The organism is Neoalteromonas arenosi (assembly GCF_030362855.1).
GTDB classification, from domain to species: Bacteria; Pseudomonadota; Gammaproteobacteria; order Enterobacterales; family Alteromonadaceae; genus Alteromonas_E; species Alteromonas_E arenosi.
Window position 1 is genome coordinate 467,722 of record NZ_JAUCBP010000007.1, and the last position, 21,287, is coordinate 489,008.

Sequence of the window (21,287 nt, forward strand, 5' to 3'; positions counted from 1 at the left end):
ATTTGGTTTTAAAACGGCGCTCAAACGCCAAACTTCTTCAAACCGTAAAGAATACCTCAGAGTGCGCGCCAACAACAGGGCTGAATAAGGCAATTAAGAAAAAAATTAGGACAATGCACACAAGCGATTTACAGCAGTGTACACTGTATTAAAACGCCAATAAAAAAACACAATAATAAACGCCAATGAAAAAGACCCTAGTCCCAGACGCGATTCCCTACGAGCAACTTAAAGCACAGCCAAGCGAAGCGCTAATTCAACGCTTTATGGAAGATGAAAGTGCGCTACAAGCTACCTTTATTGGGCAAGCAAGGGCGCGTGAAGCCTTGCGCTTCGGGCTTGGCATTGAAGCCACAGGATACAACTTGTATGTCATGGGCGAGCAAGCGACGGGGCGTTATACCTTGGTGCACGATTACGTTGAAAAAGCGGTTAAGCATAAGATCACACCGGACGACTGGGTTTACATTAATAATTTTGATGAAGAGCGCCAGCCGTTAGCACTGCGATTGTCCGCCGGTGACAGCAAACGCTTACTAGACGATTTAGTCGCGTTAATCGACGATGTATTAGACACCTTTCCCGCAGCATTTGAAAACCCGGGTTATCAGCGCAGGAAAGCTGCAATAGCGCGTAATTTTGAGCTTAAGTACGATCACGCAATCGATGCAGTAGAGCAAATTGCCCAGTCACAAAACATTGCCTTATACGAAGATGGCGGCACTATCACTTTTTCTCCAATCGTTAATGGCAAGCCAATCAATGATGCCGAATTCAGTCAATTAGACGATGCAACGCGTGCAGGGTTTTATCAGCTGATTGATACATTGGAAGATAAATTGAGTGAGGCTCTTATTGAGCTGCCATTGTGGAAGCGCGAGCACTCAGAGCAACTGCGCGAACTCAAGCGCGCAACGGCAGAGCAGGGTATACGCCCTTTGTTGAAGAACCTTGAGCACAAATACGCGTCGCAGTTAGGTATTCTGAAACACTTACGGCAAATCAAAGCACCACTGATTGATACTGTACTTGAACTTCTCGCGATGGAAGGTAAAGACGAAAAGCCTGATGAACTGGATCGCAAATCATTTCTTGAAGAGCAGTTCTTACCCAACATTATTGTCTCCCACGATATTACTGCCGGAGCGCCAGTAATCTACGAACCGAATCCAACCCATCAGAATCTATTTGGAAAAATTGAATACAACTCGTCACAAGGCGTTGCGTATACCAATTACTCGATGATCAGACCGGGTGCGTTACACCGCGCGAATGGTGGATATTTATTGCTGGATGCAGATAAGTTGGTGCAGCAGCCTTATGTATGGGAGTCACTCAAACTGGCATTGAAGTTCTCGACATTAAAGATGGACTCGCCTCAACAAGATGTGGGAATGGTGAACTCAATTACCTTGTCGCCACAACCGATAGATCTCAATGTGAAAGTCATACTGATGGGGTCTCGCGATCTGTATTACACGTTGCAAGATTACGATGATGAGTTTGACGAGTTGTTTCGAGTATTGGTTGATTTCGACCATGAAATCAATCTGGATGAAAACAATTTGCGTGATTTTGTCGGTCGCGTACGCCATCAAGTTTTATTACTAGGTCTTGAAGGTATCAGTAGCGCTGCGATGAGTCGTTTGGTGACGTATTCAATGCGCATGGCTGAGCACCAACAAAAGCTATCCGCACGCTTTGCTGACGTAATAGAATTGCTAAAGGAAGCCAACTTTTTCGTTCAGGATAACGAAGGCTCGGTGCTTGATATCAATCATATTGAAGACGCGTTAGCAGCTAAACGGCGCAGAACTGGTCGAGTGCGTGGCGCGTTACTCGATGATATCAAAGAGGGCCATGTACTCATCGCTACGGAGGGTAAGGCAGTAGGTAAGGTCAATGGTCTAACGGTGTTGGAAATAGGCGATACCACCTTTGGCACACCGGCTAGGATCACTTCCACGGTTTATGCCGGCGCTTCCGGCGTGGTTGATATCGAGCGCGAGGTCGAACTAGGACAACCCATTCACAGTAAAGGGGTTATGCTGTTAACGGGATATTTGGGGAATAAATACGCACAGTATTTTCCATTAACACTATCGGCAAATATTGCGCTCGAACAGTCTTACGGTCACATTGACGGTGACAGTGCCTCATTGGGTGAGCTAATTGCCTTGGTTTCGGCGTTAACTGAAATTCCGGCAACACAAGAGTTGGCCATTACTGGTTCGATTAATCAATACGGTGAGGTTCAGGCGGTTGGTGGTGTAAACGAAAAAATTGAAGGGTTCTTCGACTTGTGTATGCACCGTGGTTTAACCGGTAATCAGGGGGTTATCATCCCGGCATCTAACCAAATCAACTTAATGTTAAACGACATTGTTGTGGATGCGATTAAAGCCGGGCAGTTTCATATTTATGCCGTTGAAACTGTTGACCAAGCTGTATGCTTGTTAACGGGCCGTGATGCTGGTGAGCTCAATTCTAAAGACCGTTATCCCAAAGGCAGTGTGAACTACGAAGCGGTCAATCGGCTGTACAATATTGCCAACATCGTCAATGGTGCGCCTGATTAGCCGACAAAGTGTGTTGTTTAAGTTAATAACTTCAATGACGCACTTACCCTTTAACAAGTCCGCTTGAGCGTTTCGCACTTGCATTGATATCTAACTGGGCTTCAATGTGGCAAGTTATTCATTAACTGCGGGCTATTTTATGCGACTAACGAAATTTTTACAGGTCACAAGCCTACGCAACCATTTCATTATCGGCCTTGCACTTATGTCTTTTTCGGCAAATGCAGGCTGGGAGCTCACTTGGGTTGATAGGTTCGACGGTACAGGCGTTAATTGGGATAATTGGACAGCGCAAACTCAAGCCAATTACAACAACGAAGTACAGTGCTATACAGACGATGAGTCTTCGGCACAGCGCAACTACGAAGTATCAGATGGTACGCTAAAAATCACTGCTCGACGTATGGATATTGCGTGTCCGGGGTTGGGCGGTGAACAACGCACTTGGACTTCTGGACGACTAAATAGCAAAGACAAAGCAGAGTTTCTATATGGTCGGGTTGAGGCGAGGTTGCGCTTTCTCAACCTAGAGGGAGGCTCTTGGCCAGCCTTCTGGATGTTGGAAAATCGCATCGCAGAACAGCCCTATAAAGGGGATAATGATTTTGTGAATTGGCCAAACCCGGGGGCTGGGGAGATCGATGTTTGGGAGTGGTATGGCAACTCTGGCGCAAGTTACATCACCAACTTTTTTAACGTAGCTAGCTGCGGCGGGGAGTTTCGTCCGGACTATCCTGGTGGTGTAACCGACGTTACTGAGTTTAATACCTACGCGATGGAATGGACGCCTGACAGCGTTGCTTTTTATATGAATGATACGCTGGTGGTGCAGCACGATATGTCGAACTGTTCTCAGTACGAAGAACCCATGTTTGTGCTAATTAATGTCGCGATGGGCGGCAATCTAGGTGGAAACATTGACCCAGCCTTAAACCAAGCCACTATGGAAGTGGATTACGTTGCTCACTGCACGCGCTCAACGGCTAATAGCGAGACAGGCTGTAATGAAAGCTCACCAGTATTACAAGACGCCGATGGAGATGGTGTTAGTGACAGTGTTGACCAATGTCCAAATACGCCAGCGGGGGCAACGGTTGACTTCAACGGCTGCCAGATCCAAACAGAGCCGCTTGCTGGTGCTAGTGCGCCGGTGGAGCCGGAGGAAAATGTCATTTCGCTGTACAGTGACAGTTACACCAACATCACAGGTATTGATTACAACCCCGATTGGGGGCAAGCAACCGCGGTAAGCGAAGTGGACCTCGCGGGTAACAGCGTTTTAAAGTACGAGGGCTTGAATTATCAGGGCACAGATTTTGACAGCAATCGCCAAGATGTTTCTGAATTAGATTTCTTTCATGTTGATTACTGGACTTACAACGCCGATTCTTTGCGTATTTACTTGATAAGTCCTGGACCCGTTGAAACCCCATATGATTTCGCTGTTCAGAAACAGAGTTGGCAGCGTTATAAAATACCCTTGTCACACTTCGTCAACGTTGATTTAACTAATACGTTTCAGTTGAAGGTAGAAGGCAATGGGGATGTATATCTCGACAATATATACTTTAGCGGTGAGTCGGAGAGCAATCTAGCTCCTGTGGCATCACTGAGCGCCACGCAAAACGGCAGTAGTATAAGTGAAATTGTCCCTGACAATGGCACGGTTAATGTTGCCGTATCAATTTCTGATCCTAATACGACGGATTCTCACACAGTCGCGTGGCAAGTCACAGGAGTATCAAGTTTTTCAGAGCAAGCGCTCAGCATTGCAATCGAGCCTAGTGAAATTACCGGGAGTAACGTCACGGTTACGGTAAACGTAACCGATAATGGCTCGCCAACACTAACTGCTGAAAACAGCCTCAATCTAACGGTACAGACTCAAACACCTACAACACCAGCTCCAACGACACCCGTGACACCTACACCTGATAATGACGCATCGGGTGGAAGCATAGGGGTGCTGCTGGGAGTGCTGCTGCTAGCTGTAAGTCGCAGACGCCTTTGTACTTTACGTTAATTACTTTGGTGGCATCCGCAAAGCACCATCCAAACGAATGGTTTCACCATTTAAATATGCATTTTCAACCATGTGAATGGCTAATTTAGCAAATTCTTCTGGTAGTCCTAAACGGTCAGGAAAAGGTACGTTAGCTTTTAGCGCATCTTGCACATTCTCAGGCATAGCCAGTAACATCGGTGTACCCATGATACCCGGCGCTATGGTATTGACGCGGATCCCAACTTTCGACAAATCTCTCGCCATCGGCAAACTTAAAGCGATAATGCCACCTTTACTCGCGGCATAAGCTGTTTGACCAATTTGGCCTTCATAACCAGCTACCGAAGCAGTATTTATGATTAATCCACGCTCTTGTGCTTCACCGAGTGGCGCTAGTTTAGCCATAGCAGCCGCTGCAGCGCGCGCGACGTTGAACGAGCCAATTAGATTGATATTGATGACATTGGCAAAATCGTCCAATGGCATTGGATTGCCTTCGCGATCTAAGACTCGCTTAGCCGGTGCAATTCCCGCGCAGTTGACGCACAAACGCAAGTCGCCAAAATCTTGCTCAACTTCAGCTACCGCAGCTTCAACTGCAGCGCTATCTCTCACATCGACGCGATAAAAGCGCGTTTGCTCAGTACCGAGTTCAGTCACTCGATCTGCGCCTACGTCTTCGTTCATATCGAATATGGCTACGTTCATTCCCTGCGCGCGCAGAGCAACGGCAGTGGCGTGTCCTAATCCAGAGCAACCGCCAGTAACGATTGCCGTCATTGTTGTTGTAATTTGCATAGTTCTGTCTTTTGGTAGGGTTTAGTTTTTTTAATTAGCGTTTAGGCAGCGCAATTTTATTTTCTTCACTGGGCTTGTATAGCACTAGTGTGTGTCCGATCACCTGAATTTTATGCGCTTTAGTTTCGCGCACTATAGCATCTGCAATGAGCGCCTTTTCGTCGCGATCGTCCGTCGGAATTTTTACTTTAATGAGCTCGTGATGGCTCAACGCGTTCTCAATTTCGGCTAATACGCCTTCGGTTAAGCCGTTATTGCCTAGTTGCACAATCGGTTTTTTGTCGTGTGCTAGGCCTTTTAAAAACTGTTTTTGTTTAGTGGATAAATTCATTGTACCAATTTCTTACAATTAGATGACGTATTGTCACTTGAAAAACGCTATTCTAACGCCATCTCCCATGCAATACGACATAGATTGCGTTGAAAGATTAAAAACACGTACTCCAATTAGCAATATGCGCCGACTTGGAGAACACTTTTGAACAGAATCAACGGAAATTGCGTATAAAGCGGGAAGTGCGTAAGGCTGCTCTCGCTGCTAATAGCGTATGTGTATTTGAGTTTTTTCACGGCGAAGGGATCATGGTGATCTTTCGCTAAGCAAAACGTGCGTTTGCTTTTTTAAACGCAAAAATCTGGTGGTTCAAGAGTATGACCGAAACAGGTGTATTGGGTGGCGGCCAGATATAAGGTGTAGTATTGTAAACTACTTCACATAAGATTATTGCCTTTCGGCTCAGCCTAACGAAACTTATTCAAACATCGTCAGGTCTCAGTGAAGGGAGTAATAGTGGCAACAATAAACGAGGTTTAATCCGTTGAGCGATATGGCAAAAAATTTAATTCTTTGGTTAGTAATAGCCGTAGTGTTGATGTCGGTATTTCAGAGTTTCTCACCCGGTGAATCAAACAGTACTCAGACTGACTACACGACATTCATTAACCAAGTGAATCAAGGCAATGTTCGTGAAGTTAGAATTAATAGTGATGCGCGTGAAATTCGCGGTACTCGCACAAATGGCGATACATTTATCACCTACATACCTTATTTCGACGAGCAACTAATTTCTGATCTGATCAAGCAAGACGTTAAGGTGCTCGGCGAGCCGCCTGAATCGCCGTCGTTGCTGGGTACAATTTTTATCTCGTGGTTCCCAATGTTACTCCTTATTGGCGTATGGATATTTTTTATGCGTCAAATGCAAGGCGGCGGTGGTCGCGGAGCAATGTCGTTTGGCAAGAGTAAGGCGCGCCTACTGGGTGAAGACCAAATCAAGACTACATTCGCTGATGTTGCAGGTTGTGATGAAGCGAAAGAAGATGTCGCAGAGCTAGTGGATTTCTTGCGCGACCCTTCAAAATTTCAGAAGTTGGGCGGAAAGATCCCCAAAGGCGTATTGATGGTAGGCCCTCCAGGTACGGGTAAAACCCTACTCGCAAAAGCGATAGCTGGTGAAGCGAAAGTACCATTCTTTACCATCTCAGGTTCAGACTTTGTCGAAATGTTCGTGGGCGTGGGTGCAAGCCGCGTACGTGACATGTTCGAACAGGCTAAAAAATCTGCTCCGTGCATTATTTTTATCGACGAGATTGATGCCGTTGGGCGTCAGCGTGGCGCTGGCCTCGGTGGTGGTCACGATGAACGTGAGCAAACGCTAAATCAGATGTTGGTTGAAATGGATGGGTTCGAAGGTCACGAAGGCATTATTGTTATTGCTGCGACTAACCGTCCCGATGTACTCGACCCGGCATTGTTACGTCCTGGTCGGTTCGACCGTCAGGTCGTTGTTGGCTTGCCGGACATTCGCGGTCGCGAACAGATCCTTAAAGTGCATATGCGCAAGGTGCCCATTGGCGACAATGTTGAGGCTTCAGTGATTGCCCGCGGTACACCTGGTTTCTCAGGTGCAGACTTGGCCAACTTAGTTAATGAAGCTGCTTTGTTTGCTGCCCGTTCCAACAAGCGCTTAGTGTCGATGGAAGAGTTCGACAAGGCCAAAGACAAAATCATGATGGGCTCTGAGCGTAAGTCGATGGTCATGTCTGAAGAGGAAAAGACCATGACAGCTTACCACGAAGCAGGGCACGCGATTGTTGGACGTTTGGTGCCTGAGCATGATCCGGTTTACAAGGTTTCAATAATTCCGCGCGGCAGAGCGCTGGGCGTAACCATGTACTTGCCAGAACAAGATCGTGTTAGTCATAGCAAGCAACACCTTGAAAGTATGATTTCAAGTTTGTTCGGAGGCCGTATTGCTGAGCAGCTGATTTACGGTGATGACAAAGTTACAACCGGTGCATCGAACGATATCGAGCGCGCCACCGATATTGCTCGTAAGATGGTAACGCAATGGGGGCTCTCGAATAAGATGGGGCCTATGTTGTACGCGGAAGAAGAAGGCGAAGTGTTCTTAGGTCGCAGTATGTCGAAGGCAAAACACATGTCTGATGATACGGCCCGTGCAATTGATGCGGAAATCAAGTCACTGATTGACCGCAACTACGAGCGTGCCGAGAATATCCTCAAAGAAAATATCGACGTATTACACGCAATGAAAGACGCGTTAATGAAATACGAAACTATCGACGCAAAACAAATTGACGACCTAATGGCACGTACTGACGTTCGTCCGCCGGCGGATTGGGATGCATCGAAGCAAAACGATAATGACAAGCCAAGTGGTGGCGCTGAGGTCAAACAGGACGTTAATGGTACTGACGATTCAGACGCTGCAGACGGCAAACCTGGTGATGCAACGCACTAAGTTATAAGTTTTTAATCAAAACGCCAGCCTATTGCTGGCGTTTTTTTATGCAAAAAGTTAGGTAAAACAGATGGGTTTTTCACTTACCACAATCACCTCACCACAGGTTATGGGGATTTTAAATGTCACGCCGGATTCATTTTCAGACGGCGGCGTCAATCTGACTTATGACAATGCGGTTGAATCAGCATTGCGAATGATTGAGCAGGGCGCTCACATCATTGATATTGGTGGTGAGTCTACTCGTCCCGGTGCTCAGGCCGTGAGCGAAAGTGAAGAGTTAGATCGCGTTATTCCTGTGATTGAAGCGATACGTGCACGTTCAGATGTGCCCATCTCTTTAGATACCAGTAAGACACAGGTTATGCGCGAGGGGCTTGTTGCAGGTGCGAGCATGATCAATGACGTTAATGCACTGCGCGCCGACGGCGCAATAGCCGTAGTTGCCGAGTATCAAGTACCGGTTTGTTTAATGCACATGCAAGGGCAACCTCGCACAATGCAGCAAAACCCGACGTATGTTGATGTTGTTGCTGACGTAAAGGCGTTTTTGCAAGAACGCTTACAGGCTTGTGTGAACGGTGGGATCAATAGTGCCGAGGTTGCATTAGATCCTGGGTTTGGCTTCGGCAAATCAGTGGCGCATAACTACACCTTACTGAATGCTACGCCTGAGCTCTTAGCATTAGGGCAACCGGTGCTTATCGGGATCTCTCGCAAATCTATGCTTGGCGCGGTTACCGATAAACCTGTTGAACAGCGCTTGGCGTCTAGCGTTGCAGCAGCTACAATAGCTGCCAACTTTGGTGCGCACTTGATCCGCGTTCACGATGTTGATGAGACCGTGGATGCGTTAAAAGTGGTAGCAGCAACGAAAAACTACCAATAACAAGAGAGGACACATGGGCCAACGTCAGTTTTTTGGAACCGATGGAATTCGCGGTAAGGTCGGTGAAAGTGCAATTAACCCTGAGTTTGTAACCAAACTAGGGTGGGCTGCAGGTAAAGTACTAGCCGGACAGGGAACAAATAAAGTATTAATCGGCAAGGACACCCGAATATCAGGCTACATGTTGGAATCTGCGCTTGAGGCAGGCTTGTCGGCTGCGGGCATAAATATCGGTCTATTAGGTCCAATGCCAACGCCAGCCATTGCGTATTTAACAAAAACGTTCCGCTCTGAAGCCGGTATTGTGATAAGTGCTTCGCATAACCCTTACTATGATAACGGGATTAAATTTTTCTCTGCCAATGGCTTCAAACTAGACGATTCGATTGAGCTGGCGATTGAAGAGCAAATGCAGCAGCCAATGACGTGTGTAGCGTCAGATAAGCTTGGTAAAGCCATACGGGTAAACGACGCTGCAGGTCGTTACATTGAATTCTGTAAAGGTACTTTCCCTACGGAGCTTTCACTGAAAGGCCTGAAAATCGTAGTCGATTGTGCTCATGGTGCTACTTACCATATCGCTCCCAACGTACTCAGCGAGTTGGGCGCTGACGTAATTGAAATTGGTACTGAGCCGAATGGCACGAACATCAATCACAAAGTTGGCGCTACGAGTATGAAAGCCATTGTCGATGAGGTGAAAAAGAGCAAGGCAGACTTAGGTCTTGCGCTTGACGGTGACGGCGATCGGATCATGATGGTTGACCACTTGGGCAATGTTATTGATGGCGACCAAATTATTTATATCATTGCGCGTGATGCGTTGCGTGCGGGCCGTTTATCGGGTGGCGTTGTGGGTACTCTAATGAGTAATTTAGGCCTAGAAGTCGCGTTATCGGTATTGGGTGTTCCATTCGCGCGCAGTAATGTCGGTGACCGTTATGTTATGGAGCTTTTGCATGAGAAAGGCTGGCATATTGGCGGGGAAAATTCTGGACACGTGCTTAACTTGGCGACTTCATCCACCGGTGACGGTATTATTGCTGGCCTTCAGGTGTTAACAGCTATGTTGCGCTCGCAAATGACGTTAAATGAGTTGTCGAAAGGCTTTGAAAAATATCCGCAGGTTCTACAAAACGTTCGATTTGAAAAAACCGATATTGACCCAATTACTCATAAAGATGTACTGGCAGCGGTGAAAGAAGCTGAAGTGGGCTTGGGCAAAAACGGTCGCGTATTGTTGCGCAAGAGCGGTACAGAGCCCCTGATCAGAGTCATGGTTGAATCAAATGATGACAATCTTTCAACGCAGTGGGCTAGCCATATTTCTGAGGTTGTGCAACGCGTTGCTGGTTAATATATGAACGATTGATGCGCTATTCGCTTTGCGTCGAGTGGTCACATCGATTTTTGTCGGTAAACCACTTGTATATTGTAAGTGGAATCGTTAATATCTCGCCCGCTTTTTATAGCGGCTAAAGGACTGTTAAATGACTGATGTACGTAAGCCGCTGGTAGCTGGTAATTGGAAAATGAACGGTAGCATAGCGTTACTTAATGAGTTTTCTGGTTACTTTGCTGATAAGCGAGAGTTCGATTGTGAACGTGTAATTTGTCCACCGTCTGTATTTATTAGTACAGCCAATACGCTGATGAAGCCATTGGGCTTTGCAGTTGCGGGACAAGACGTAAGTGCTCTAGATGAAGGTGCCCATACGGGCGATTTGTCAGCCACTATGATGGCAGAAGCGGGTTGCCAGTATACGATTGTTGGTCATTCTGAGCGTCGCACCGACCACAACGAGTCCAATCAGTTGATTGCTGATAAGGCAAAAGCGTTGTTGGCGGCAGGTGTTATCCCGATTTCTTGTGTTGGTGAGCCTTTAGAGGTTCGCGAGCAAGGTCAAGAGCAAGCGTTTGTTGCTGACCAGTTAAGTGCGTTATTTAGCACGGTAGATTTAAACGAGTTGGCTCAGGTGGTAATCGCTTATGAGCCAATTTGGGCGATAGGTACAGGTGTTACTGCTTCACCCGAACAGGCGCAAGATATGCATGCATTTATTCGCAGTGCAATTGCTGCCATAAGTGCCGATGCGGCTGCGCGTATACGGTTGTTGTATGGCGGTAGTGTGAAGCCAAGTAATGCGGAAGAATTGTTTTCGCAAACGGATATTGATGGTGGTTTGATTGGCGGTGCCAGTTTGAAGCCAGAGGATTTTGCAGCGATTTGTCAGGCAGCAAAGAGCTAAACTGGCAAACGCAAGAGGTTTATTAAATGTTATATCAAGTTTTAATTGTCGCATATTTACTCGTAGCATTAATGCTCATCGGATTTGTATTAATCCAACAAGGTAAAGGTGCTGATATGGGCGCTTCATTTGGTGGTGGCGGCTCTAACACTGTATTCGGTTCCAGCGGTTCTGGTAACTTTATGACGCGAACCACAGCCATTTTAGCGACGCTATTCTTTGTTATCAGCTTAACGTTAGGTGGCATGACAGCAAAAGAAGATAAGGCCGAAGACGAGTGGCAAAATCTAGAAGTACCAGTCTCTGAAGTCCCTGTCTCAGATGTCACTCCAGCTGACGATAGCGATGTGCCTGTTCAGGACACGCAGCCAGCTGAAGATGATTCAGACGTACCCAACTAGAATTAGGAAATTTGCGGAAGTGGTGGAATTGGTAGACACGCTATCTTGAGGGGGTAGTGAGCTATGCTCGTGCGGGTTCAAGTCCCGCTTTCCGCACCAAATATAAAAACCCAGCGAAAGCTGGGTTTTTTATTAATTCGACCAAGTAATGAACAAATTGGCATTGATGCCAAAGCTCCTGTATCCTTGCCGGCCTTTTTTTAATTAGCAAGTCTAATTTTCATAACAGTAGACCCAACATTTGCCAACATTTGAATCACTCGGTCTTAGCGCTCAATTAGTTGAAGCGCTCGCCAAAAATAACTACCAAACTCCGACGCCCATTCAGCATCAAGCTATACCCGGTGTATTACAAGGGCGCGATATAATGGCTGCGGCTCAAACGGGGACTGGCAAAACCGCAGCGTTTATCCTGCCCATTTTGCATCAATTACAGCAAAGCCCAGCAAAGGTTGCTCACAATCAAGCTCGCGTATTAGTTATCACACCCACACGTGAACTCGCCGCACAAATTTACGACAACACGGTTAAGTATGGTGCGAGCCTGGGTTTAAACTACAACGTCGTTTTTGGTGGCGTGAAAATCAATCCACAAATGCAAAAGCTTAGGCGTGGAACTGATATTTTAATCGCGACGCCAGGCCGTTTATTAGATTTGTACCAACAAAATGCGGTCAAATTTAATCAATTGCAGACATTAGTGTTAGATGAAGCCGATCGAATGCTCGACATGGGCTTTATTCACGATATTAAGCGCGTGTTAGCGCTGCTACCGGAAAAGCGTCAAAACTTATTGTTTTCAGCGACTTTTTCAGAAGATATACGCGAGCTTGCACAAAGTATTGTGCGCGATCCTTTACAGTTGACGGTTACTCCTCCTAACTCTGTGGTCGACAGGATTGATCAATGCTTATATCAGGTTGCAAAATCTGATAAGAATCGTTTATTAGTCAATATTATTAAGCAGCAAAAAGCTGAACAAATATTGGTGTTTTCGCGCACTAAACACGGTGCAAACCGTTTAGTGAAAATACTCGAAAGAAACGGAATTTCCGCCGCCGCAATACACGGCAACAAAAGTCAAGGCGCGCGCACCCGCGCATTGTCAGAATTTAAAGACAATACCATTAATGTGCTAGTCGCGACCGATATAGCGGCACGCGGTATTGATATTTCACAGTTACCCTGCGTTATAAATTTTGATTTACCCAACGTCGCAGAAGACTATGTGCATCGCATTGGTCGAACAGGGCGTGCGGGTAAGTCAGGTATTGCGATTTCATTGGTATGCGCTGAGGAAGAAAAGCAACTGGCAGATATCGAACGTTTAATTGGCGAGCATATCCCTCGTGAACAGATGAGCGGTTTTTCTATCGTCGATACGCTACCGATGACAAATCTTGCAAAAAAAGCCAAAAAACCGAAAAAGCCTAAAGTTAAGAAGGCGCTTGATAGTGGTAAACCAAACACTCATGCAAGAGCTCTTGGCGATCGCGCCAAAGAGGAAGGTGATAAGTTAAGGCCTAAGAAAAAACGAGTTAAACGCAGAAATAGTGGTATGAAGCAACACTAAACCCCTAATGTAAAGTTGTGTCGGCAGAGTGTAAAGTTTGAGTAAACACAGCCTTCATAGCTTGAATCACAGTGTTTCGCATCACTAAACTGCCTTCATCGACTGTATCCGATTACCTCAAGGTACACCATTATGTTGAAGGCATTGAATGTGACATCGTTGCGCTTAATTACCGCTTTATTCGCTTGCTTATTATTGTCAGCTTGCGGTGGCGGTGGCGATAGTACTAATGATAATCCACCACCAACACCGCAGCCCGTGCCTACAACACCGACACCTTCTCCAGCTCCTACTGAGGTTGGAAAGTTTGCTACACCTCAAACGACGTCGCGATTTCTGACTATGGCAACTTTCGGTCCCACGCCTAGCGATGTGGAATTGCTGACCGGTACGAGTGCCTCTGAATGGATACTTGAACAGTTCAGTCAACCCGTGACACCATTTTTATCTAGCGTACAAGACTATTACGAGATGGGAGAACCCCCAAGCGGTATGCTCGCTGACGCGTTTGATCAAGCTGCAACCACTTATACGTTTTGGCGAAATGCGGTTCACGGTGATGACCAACTGCGTCAGCGGATGGCATTTGCGTTATCGCAGATAACCGTCGTCTCTAATGGTGGCGGTGGGTTGCTAGGGATATTTCCGCAAACGTTGGGCTACTATCAGGACATATTAGCTGAGCATGCACTGGGAAATTATCGCGATTTGCTTGAAGCCATTACCTACTCACCGGCAATGGCTGAATACCTAACCTACCTTGGCAATCAAAAAGGTGATCCAACAACAGGACGAGTACCTGACGAAAATTACGCCCGTGAATTACTACAGTTATTTACGATTGGCTTGGTGGCACTTAATCCGGATGGTACCCCGATGGTAGATGCAACCGGTAATTCGATTGAGGTTTACGATAACGAAGATATTACAGAACTGGCCAAAGTCTTTACGGGGCTTGATAGTCCTAGATTAGACATGCAGCAGAATTTGGCCGCTCGTATTGCCCAAATTACCGAGGCAGTAACCCAACCATTATCCATAGACCCAGATAAGCATTCTACTGACGCCAAATCGTTTCTAAATTTTACCATTGCTGCCAATACTTCTGGTGCAGAATCAATCTCGCTCGCGCTCGATCACATCATGGCTCACCCCAACGTTGGACCTTTCATTGGGCGTCAACTGATCCAACGATTTGTCACCAGTAATCCGCGGCCGGAATACGTAGAGCGGGTAGCCAACGCATTTGACCAAGGACTTTATAAATTGCCAAATGGTATAGAGGTTGGTGACGGACGAAAAGGCGACCTTAAGGCCACAATTGCGGCAATATTGTTTGATCCAGACATAGACGAGACGATTGCATTCACCACAGATGAATTCGGTAAGGTACGCGAGCCAATATTGCGTTTGACACACTTTATGCGTGCCTTCGAAACCGATATGTCGCGACCTGAATATATCGGTCAACTCTATGATACCTCGCCATTGAGTGTGCTTGGGCAACATCCTTATCGCTCGCCATCTGTGTTTAATTTTTATCGACCCGGTTATGTTGCTTCAGGCACTTTATCAGCACAAGCGGGCCTCGTTGCACCTGAATTGCAAATTGTTAATGCATCGAGCATCCCAGGCTACATCAATTTGTTGTCTTTCGGCAGCTTTCAGGCTCAGCGTGATAGTTATGGGCAGTTGCGTCAGATATTCGCGCGCTACAATGTTGAGTTTGACGACTCTCAAGCCCAGCAAACATTCGTTGCTGACTACAGTTCAGTGTTAGAGCTTGCTGATGATTCAACTGCGCTGATTGACTACTTAGACAACTTGTTGTTGTACGGAAGTCTTAGCGATAGCACTCGACTTCAATTGATTGCGACTTTGGATGAATTCCCTCAGGACTCATTACAAGATAACGACGCTAGATTAACCCTCATTGGGTATGCCGTTTTGATGATTATGTCGTCACCTGATTACCTTGTACAACGCTAAGGAGCAACTGATGCCTTTAACTCGACGCGATTTTCTACGCTATGCTGTTTCTTCATCACTTGCTGGTGCAACGTTGCTAGGCATGCCAAGCTCGTTTACCGCACATGCTGCTCAGGCTCAAGGCTACAAAGCCTTGGTGTGTGTATTCCTATTTGGTGGCGTCGATGGTTACGACATATTGCTCCCTTATGATCACGAGTCATACAACAGTTTTGCCAATATTAGACAATCACTTTTGAATCAATACCAAGGCGCGCGCTCCAGAGAGAACCTACAGCCATTAACACCTGACAATGCGGCCCAATTTGGCAGTCGAGAATTTGCACTGCCACCGGAAATGCCAATGTTGAAGTCATTGTTCGATCAACGTCGTGCGGCAATTGTCAGCAATGTTGGGCCGCTAATCGAGCCAGTATCTGCACAGTCGTTTGCCAATCGCTCAGCTAAATTGCCACCGCGGCTGTTTTCGCACAATGATCAGCAATCAATATGGCAAGCCAGCGCCCCAGAAGGTGCTCAGTTTGGCTGGGGCGGGTTGTTTGCTGATGCAATTTTGGCCGCTGGCGCAAATACTGGCATGGGGGAATTCACGACGTTGTCGACAGCCGGTGTGGGACCCTTTCTTACCGGAAATAGTGTATCTCCGTATCAGATCTCTTTAACGGGGTCTGCTGATATCGCAGCATTACAGGGGGCTAGTGCTCAGAACGAATTCAGTGGTTTCCTTCAAGCTGCTCGGGATCGTTTTCGTGCAGAGGGTTTCAGTGCTAGCAACATACTTGCGCAGGACATTGCCACTAAATTCAGACAGGGAATAGATGCCAATACCGTGTTCGACTTAGCGAGACTGTCAGCACCTGCGTTAACGACGCCATTCCCTGCAACTTTGCTCGGTGGTCAGCTTAAAGCCGTTGCCGACACTATATCGATCCGCGATAGCCTGTCGGCTAATCGACAAATCTTTTTTGTTGGTATCGGTGGTTTTGATACGCACTCGAATCAAGCTGAGGATCTGTCAGGACTATTGTCACAACTCGATAACGGTTTAGCTGCATTTGACTCGGCAATGATTGAGCTTGGTTTATCCGAGAGCGTGACGACCTTTACCGCGTCTGATTTTGGTCGAACATTAACTGTTAATGGTGATGGCACTGATCACGGTTGGGGTGGCAATCAGATTGTAATGGGGGGGGCGGTACGTGGGGGTAACATCTTCGGCGATGTTCCGCCACTAATGCTCGGGCATGACCTAGACGCAGGCAATGGAAGATTAATCCCATCGCTTGCCGTAGAGCAGTTAGCCGCACCGCTCGGACAGTGGTGGGGATTGTCCAATAGCGACGTATTACATGCATTACCAGGCTTGAGTAACTTTGATCCAGCGGATCTTGCGTTGTTTTAAACGTAGCATTGCAAATAGTTGTCGCTTAATTTCCTTAAGTCTGTTACAGTGAGCGCGCTTTCGTAGCGTTCTATTTATTTCGATTTTTGCTTCTGCACGATGACTTCAATAAATTGCCTTGCAATCCATGTTCGACGTTTTTTTCATTAGCCATTCAAAGTAAGTAATACCCGTAAGGCAACGTCGACACACATGTGTCATATAAAAAATTTTTTGAGGATTTAGTTATGTCAAATACAACAGGCATCGTAAAGTGGTTTAATGAAGACAAAGGTTTTGGTTTTATCACGCCAACTGACGGCGGCAAAGACGTTTTCGTACACTTCCGTTCAATTCAAAGTGAAGGTTACAAAACGCTTGTAGAAGGCCAACAGGTAAACTTTACCATTGAGCAAGGTCAAAAAGGCCCACAAGCGGCCAATGTCACAGTTTAATCGTTACAGTTTTTAAAAAAACACCCGCTCATAGGCGGGTGTTTTTGTTTGTGTAGCGCCTTAAATTTGCGCATGCGAAGGGCGCCGCGATTGCGAGCGTGCGCGATTAAAATGCCTTTCAATACGACGCTTAGCGCGCTGGCAACACGCAGTAATGGACTCATATGCATCTTCGCTGGTGTCTTCAACAACCAGTGTTTTAAATTGATTGAGTTTCATTTTAATTGTGCACTGTTTGTCTATCCCACCCCGAGGTCCGTTTATATCCTTCAACGTCAGCTCTGCAACGCGAATACGCTGGCTGTATCGACTTAGCGCGAACTTCATTTTTTCATCAATAAACTTGCCTAGGGCCGGGGTTACTGAAAAATCGCGCGAATTAATTTTAATATGCATGGTTCGCTCCTGAGTTGGCGAAGTCCAAAAATCGCGTCTTTTGGTATCGCGGAGTACTTTTTTATCTATTTATTGAAAATTTATCAGCCGAAACTGAACAAAAAAATTCGTTTGTTTGTATTGATTAACATCGGAAAAAATTGAAAGCACTTAGTTAAGGGCATTGTCGGCATGGCAGAAAATATAAATTATAAGCACTTACACTACTTTTGGGTTGTCGCCAAAGAAGGGTCAATTGCCAAAGCAGCGACAAAATTACACATCACACCGCAAACTATCAGTGGCCAACTGAGCATGCTTGAAGACCGCTTGAATCAACCGCTGTTTGATCGCATTGGCCGAGGTCTGCAATTAACTGAAACCGGTCGTCTGGTATTGCGTTATGCGGATGAGATCTTTGAACTCGGTCGTGAACTCAGTGATGTTTTGCGTGGCGCCCCACAATTTGGTGCATCAGAATTTATTGTCAGTGCTGCCAGCGCAATCCCGAAAACCATTGTTTATAAAATCGTGAAGCCCGCATTGAACCTCAGCGAAGAAATTAACTTAGTGTGCAAAGAGGGGCCAATTGATGCCATTCTCGCGGATTTGGCTGTGCATGAAGTCGATATGGTGTTGACCGACACGCCTTTGTCGTCTGCGTTTAGTATTAAAGCTTACAACCATTTCTTGGGCGAGTCTGGTCTGTCTTTTTTTGCCGCGCCAGATTTGGCAAAACGATTGTCTGGCGGGTTTCCGGAATGCCTTAACCGCACACCGATGTTATTGCCGACAAAACAATATGCTATTCGACAGTTGTTTGATCGATGGATCAACGATATCGATTTGTTTCCCATGGTCAAAGGTCAATATGATGACAGCGCACTTATGAAGTCATTCGGCCAAGCGGGATTTGGCGTGTTCTTTATGCCAACTGTTATCGAACATGAAGTATGTGAGCAGTTTCAAGTAGAAGTGATAGGGCGAACAGACGAGATTAAGCAGCGATTCTATGCCGTTTCGTCCGAACGTAAAGTTACGCATCCAGCTGTTGCGGCAATTTGTGACAAAGCGCGCGATATAATCTTTAAATAGTGCGTTTGAGCATAGCCTTTGCTGTCTTTGGTCGTTATACTATGCGCCGCATTTAAAAGCGATAATAGATAAGACAAAGGAATAATAGTGAATCCTATTACTAAATCATTTGAGTATGGTCAGCATACAGTGACCATTGAAACGGGCGTAATCGCTCGTCAAGCAACAGCTGCAGTACTAGCAAGTATGGACGACACATCTGTATTAGTATCAGTTGTTGGTAAAAAAGACGCGAAAGAAGGTCAAGACTTCTTCCCGCTAACAGTTAACTATCAAGAAAAAACGTACGCAGCAGGCAAAATTCCTGGCGGTTTCTTCAAGCGTGAAGGTCGCCCTTCTGAAAACGAAACCCTTATTGCTCGTTTGATCGATCGTCCAATTCGTCCGTTGTTCCCAGAAGGGTTCAAAAACGAAGTACAAATCATCATCACTGTGGTGTCAGCTAACCCTGATATCCCAACTGATATCGTATCAATGATCGGCACGTCTGCTGCACTTGCTATCTCTGGTATCCCGTTTAACGGTCCAATTGGTGCGGCCCGCGTCGGTTATACCGATGGTCAATACGTGCTCAACACACGCGCTTCAGAGCAAGAACAGAGCGAGCTTGACCTTGTAGTTGCCGGTACACAAAGTGCGGTACTAATGGTTGAGTCAGAAGCTAACATGCTGAGTGAAGACGTAATGCTCGGCGCAGTTATGTTCGGTCACGAACAAATGCAAACTGTGATTAATGCAGTGACTGAATTTGCCGCTGAAGTTGGTACTCCAGCATGGGACTGGCAGCCAGAAGCAGAAAACACTGAACTTAAAGAAAAAGTTGCAGCGTTGGCGAAAGAGGGTATGACTGCCGCTTATCAGATCTCCGACAAAATGGAGCGCAAAGACGCCGTTACTGCAGTCACTGAGAAAGCGCTAGCAGAAATCGTTGCCGCTGACGAAGAACAAGACAGCGCTGAAGTACTTGAGTTGCTTCACGACTTAGAGAGTGAAGTTGTACGCTCACGTATTTTAGCGGGAGAGCCACGTATCGATGGCCGTAGCCCAGAGATGATTCGTGCCCTTGACGTAGCCACGGGCTTATTACCACGTACGCACGGCTCTGCTTTGTTTACACGTGGTGAAACACAGGCTCTGGTCGTAGCGACATTGGGTACAGAACGCGATGCACAGATGATTGACGAGCTAGCAGGTAAGAGCGATAGCCGCTTTATGCTGCACTACAACTTCCCACCGTTCTGTGTAGGTGAAACTGGCTTTATTGGCTCTCCCAAGCGTCGTGAAATCGGTCACGGTCGCCTTGCTAAGCGTGGTATCCAAGCGGTTATGCCAAGCGAAGAAGAATTCCCGTATGTTGTACGTGTGGTGTCTGAAATTACTGAATCTAACGGTTCATCTTCAATGGCATCAGTATGCGGTACTTCACTGGCATTGATGGATGCAGGTGTACCGATCAAGTCTTCTGTTGCGGGTATCGCAATGGGCCTAGTTAAGTCTGACGACAACTTCGTGGTATTGTCAGATATCCTCGGTGATGAAGATCACCTTGGCGATATGGACTTCAAAGTAGCGGGTACAACAAACGGTATCACTGCATTGCAAATGGACATCAAGATTGAAGGCATCACGCAAGAAATCATGCAGCAAGCTCTTAAGCAAGCGAAGGAAGCGCGCTTACACATTCTTGGTGTTATGGATGAAGCGATTTCTGGTCACCGCGAAGAAATGTCTGAGTTTGCACCGCGTATCTATACCTTGAAAATCGATCAAGACAAAATCCGCGATGTCATCGGTAAAGGCGGTGCAATGATCCGTTCTATTACCGAAGAATCTGATACTAATATCGAAATCGAAGATGACGGTACGATCAAGATCTTTGCAACTGAGCGCGCTAAAGCTGAAATCGCGATCGGTAAGATTGAGCAAGTCACTGCAGAAATCGAAGTCGGTAAGACTTACAACGGTAAAGTTACTCGTATCGTCGATTTTGGTGCATTTGTTGAAGTGCTGCCGGGTAAAGAAGGTTTGGTACACATTTCACAAATCGCACACGAGCGTGTCGCTAAAGTGGCTGATTACCTTGAAGAGGGCCAAATGGTCGACGTTAAGGTTATGGAAATCGACCGTCAAAACCGCGTGCGCTTAAGCATCAAAGAGTTGCTTGAGAAGCCGGTTAAAGAAGAAGCCGCTCCAGAAGCCGGTGCTGACGACAGCGAATAATTGAAAGCCTGACTTTCGTATATAAAGCCAGTACTTAGGTACTGGCTTTTTTGTGTCTAATCATTAAGCTTGCACTATATCTATTAGAAATCGAGGTACCTATGCAACCTGAAACTGCCACTCAAATCGAAGCCGCGGTATTTAATCGTTTATTGCGTCATCTAGATGAGAACAAAGATGTGCAAAACATCGACCTGATGATCCTCGCTGACTTCTGCCGCAATTGCTTAGCAAAGTGGTATGTAGCGGCCGCACGTGAGCATGGAGAAGAGGTCGATTATGAGCAAGCACGCGAACGCGTTTATGGAATGACCTATCCAGAATGGAAAGAAAACTATCAAGCACCTGCTACTGCTGAACAATTAGCTGCTCTTGAGAATCGACAAGCGGGTAAAGGCTGTTAGGCGGAAAAAGCCAAGCCTGGTGGTTGCTGACCAGACAGAGCTGTCGAAGACAGTAATACTTTGTTAATATTCGTTTACCGTTTCTGGTTGTCTTATAAGCTACCAACAC

At 46.4% G+C, this 21,287-nt stretch carries 17 protein-coding genes and 1 tRNA gene; 15 read left to right on the forward strand and 3 right to left on the reverse strand.

All coding sequences use genetic code 11. The features are described 5' to 3' along the window. Positions 1-185 precede the first annotated feature (185 nt). Both QTP81_RS08515 and QTP81_RS08520 read left to right on the forward strand, forming a co-directional pair. Positions 186-2,579 (forward strand): Lon protease family protein, encoded by a 2,394-nt coding sequence (locus QTP81_RS08515; RefSeq protein WP_289364928.1) that lies wholly within the window; start codon positions 186-188, stop codon positions 2,577-2,579. Positions 2,580-2,718: 139 nt separating this feature from the next. After that, positions 2,719-4,602 (forward strand): family 16 glycosylhydrolase, encoded by a 1,884-nt coding sequence (locus QTP81_RS08520; protein WP_289364929.1) that lies wholly within the window; start codon positions 2,719-2,721, stop codon positions 4,600-4,602. On the opposite strand, the gene QTP81_RS08525 is transcribed toward QTP81_RS08520, so the two are convergent. Beyond that, on the reverse strand, positions 4,603-5,382 hold the full coding sequence (locus QTP81_RS08525) for an SDR family NAD(P)-dependent oxidoreductase (RefSeq protein ID WP_289364930.1): 780 nt from the start codon (positions 5,380-5,382) through the stop codon (positions 4,603-4,605). 34 nt (positions 5,383-5,416) lie between these two features. Then, positions 5,417-5,713: a ribosome assembly RNA-binding protein YhbY gene (yhbY, locus tag QTP81_RS08530; protein ID WP_289364931.1), complete on the reverse strand. Its 297-nt coding sequence runs from the start codon at positions 5,711-5,713 to the stop codon at positions 5,417-5,419. 487 nt (positions 5,714-6,200) lie between these two features. On the opposite strand from yhbY, the gene ftsH reads away from it, so the two are divergent. The 10 genes from ftsH (at position 6,201) to cspE (ending at position 17,084) form a co-directional block, all read left to right on the forward strand. Next, on the forward strand, positions 6,201-8,147 hold the full coding sequence (gene ftsH / locus QTP81_RS08535; protein WP_289364932.1) for an ATP-dependent zinc metalloprotease FtsH: 1,947 nt from the start codon (positions 6,201-6,203) through the stop codon (positions 8,145-8,147). A gap of 70 nt (positions 8,148-8,217) precedes the next feature. Next, positions 8,218-9,036 carry a dihydropteroate synthase gene (gene folP / locus QTP81_RS08540; protein WP_289364933.1) on the forward strand — a complete coding sequence of 273 codons (819 nt, stop codon included), beginning with the start codon at positions 8,218-8,220 and terminating at the stop codon, positions 9,034-9,036. Positions 9,037-9,049: 13 nt separating this feature from the next. Then, entirely contained in the window at positions 9,050-10,393 is a 1,344-nt protein-coding gene (gene glmM / locus QTP81_RS08545) for a phosphoglucosamine mutase (RefSeq protein WP_289364934.1), read from the forward strand. 133 nt (positions 10,394-10,526) lie between these two features. After that, on the forward strand, positions 10,527-11,285 hold the full coding sequence (gene tpiA, locus QTP81_RS08550; protein WP_289364935.1) for a triose-phosphate isomerase: 759 nt from the start codon (positions 10,527-10,529) through the stop codon (positions 11,283-11,285). A gap of 26 nt (positions 11,286-11,311) precedes the next feature. Next, entirely contained in the window at positions 11,312-11,686 is a 375-nt protein-coding gene (secG, locus tag QTP81_RS08555) for a preprotein translocase subunit SecG (protein ID WP_289364936.1), read from the forward strand. A 13-nt stretch (positions 11,687-11,699) separates the two neighbouring features. After that, positions 11,700-11,785: transfer RNA gene (locus tag QTP81_RS08560), tRNA-Leu, on the forward strand. Positions 11,786-11,927: 142 nt separating this feature from the next. Continuing rightward, complete coding sequence (locus QTP81_RS08565; protein ID WP_289364937.1) at positions 11,928-13,259, forward strand: DEAD/DEAH box helicase; 1,332 nt, start codon at positions 11,928-11,930, stop codon at positions 13,257-13,259. A 132-nt stretch (positions 13,260-13,391) separates the two neighbouring features. After that, positions 13,392-15,248, forward strand: a complete 1,857-nt coding sequence (locus tag QTP81_RS08570) for a DUF1800 domain-containing protein (protein WP_289364938.1) — start codon at positions 13,392-13,394, stop codon at positions 15,246-15,248. A gap of 10 nt (positions 15,249-15,258) precedes the next feature. Continuing rightward, entirely contained in the window at positions 15,259-16,650 is a 1,392-nt protein-coding gene (locus tag QTP81_RS08575) for a DUF1501 domain-containing protein (protein WP_289364939.1), read from the forward strand. Between the two features lie 227 nt (positions 16,651-16,877). Further along, the gene (cspE, locus tag QTP81_RS08580; RefSeq protein ID WP_289364940.1) at positions 16,878-17,084 is read left to right on the forward strand and encodes a transcription antiterminator/RNA stability regulator CspE; all 207 of its coding nucleotides are present in this window, start codon (positions 16,878-16,880) and stop codon (positions 17,082-17,084) included. Positions 17,085-17,144: 60 nt separating this feature from the next. Here cspE and QTP81_RS08585 read toward each other — a convergent pair whose 3' ends face one another. Then, complete coding sequence (locus QTP81_RS08585; RefSeq protein ID WP_289364941.1) at positions 17,145-17,480, reverse strand: HPF/RaiA family ribosome-associated protein; 336 nt, start codon at positions 17,478-17,480, stop codon at positions 17,145-17,147. A 171-nt stretch (positions 17,481-17,651) separates the two neighbouring features. Here QTP81_RS08585 and nhaR point away from each other — a divergent pair, with 171 nt between their 5' ends. The 3 genes from nhaR (at position 17,652) to QTP81_RS08600 (ending at position 21,178) form a co-directional block, all read left to right on the forward strand. Continuing rightward, entirely contained in the window at positions 17,652-18,554 is a 903-nt protein-coding gene (gene nhaR, locus QTP81_RS08590; RefSeq protein ID WP_289364942.1) for a transcriptional activator NhaR, read from the forward strand. Positions 18,555-18,641: 87 nt separating this feature from the next. Next, complete coding sequence (gene pnp / locus QTP81_RS08595; RefSeq protein WP_289364943.1) at positions 18,642-20,774, forward strand: polyribonucleotide nucleotidyltransferase; 2,133 nt, start codon at positions 18,642-18,644, stop codon at positions 20,772-20,774. Positions 20,775-20,875: 101 nt separating this feature from the next. Next, entirely contained in the window at positions 20,876-21,178 is a 303-nt protein-coding gene (locus QTP81_RS08600) for a DUF1244 domain-containing protein (protein ID WP_289364944.1), read from the forward strand. Positions 21,179-21,287 lie beyond the last annotated feature (109 nt).